Source organism: Mesorhizobium sp. M7A.F.Ca.CA.004.04.2.1, assembly GCF_004022825.1.
In the GTDB taxonomy this organism is placed as follows: Bacteria; Pseudomonadota; Alphaproteobacteria; order Rhizobiales; family Rhizobiaceae; genus Mesorhizobium.
The window spans coordinates 1-730 of sequence record NZ_RZPH01001601.1; the positions used below are offsets into that span (position 1 = coordinate 1).

The 730-nt window shown below is 62.9% G+C and carries 1 protein-coding gene and 1 pseudogene; one reads left to right on the top strand and one right to left on the bottom strand.

The window, feature by feature from the left end; genetic code table 11:
- Nucleotides 1–337, top strand: a 337-nt coding sequence (locus tag EN893_RS36400; RefSeq protein ID WP_164901516.1) for a L,D-transpeptidase, incomplete at its 5' end; no start/stop codon positions are given.
- 61 nt (nucleotides 338–398) lie between these two features.
- Here EN893_RS36400 and EN893_RS36405 read toward each other — a convergent pair.
- Nucleotides 399–730 (bottom strand): annotated as a pseudogene (locus EN893_RS36405) (lipid A biosynthesis lauroyl acyltransferase); the annotation flags it as partial.

The following is a 730-nucleotide window of genomic DNA, read 5'->3' on the forward strand; positions in this document are numbered from 1 at the left end:
TGACGTGTCTTCGCAGACGATGACCGTCAGATATGGCGCGTCGGTTTGCCGGTGGAGCGTCTCCGCCGCGCGCAAAGGTTACATTACGCCGCGCGGCAGCTATCGGCCGCAACGGACGGCGCGGATGTGGTATTCGCGCAAATACGACATGTCGCCAATGCCTCATTCGGTGTTCTTCCGCGGCGGCTATGCCATTCACGGCACCGGCGCGGTGAGGCAGCTCGGGCGCCCGGCATCGCATGGCTGTGTGCGCTTGCACCCGACCAATGCCGCCGCCTTCTATGCGATGGTTCGGCAAGCCGGTTTCGGCAATACGCGCATTGTCGTCACCAACTGAAGAGATTCAGGTTCGCTGTTGTCGGCTGGCGCAGGGCTAATACCCTCGCCAGCAGTTCCGTTTAAGCGTTCGGGACCGCTTTTGCCTGCGAGGGCCGCTTTCGACGCCCGCCGCTGATCTCCCACCTTTTGTGGAACCACATCCACTGGCCGGGATCTTCTCGCACCCAGCGTTCGACGACATCGTTGAGACGCTGGGTGGTGGCGTGGACATCGACGCTGCCGTCAGCCGTGCGCGGCAATGTCAGCTTGTCCTCGATTTCGAGCCGGAAGCGGTTGCCTGGCAGCCTGATGCAGCGAGCCGGATAGACGTCGCAGTCATAGTGACGGGCAAGGGTGGCCAGCACCCGATTGCTCTGGCACGGACGGCCGAAGAATGTCGTCTCCAGTCCGC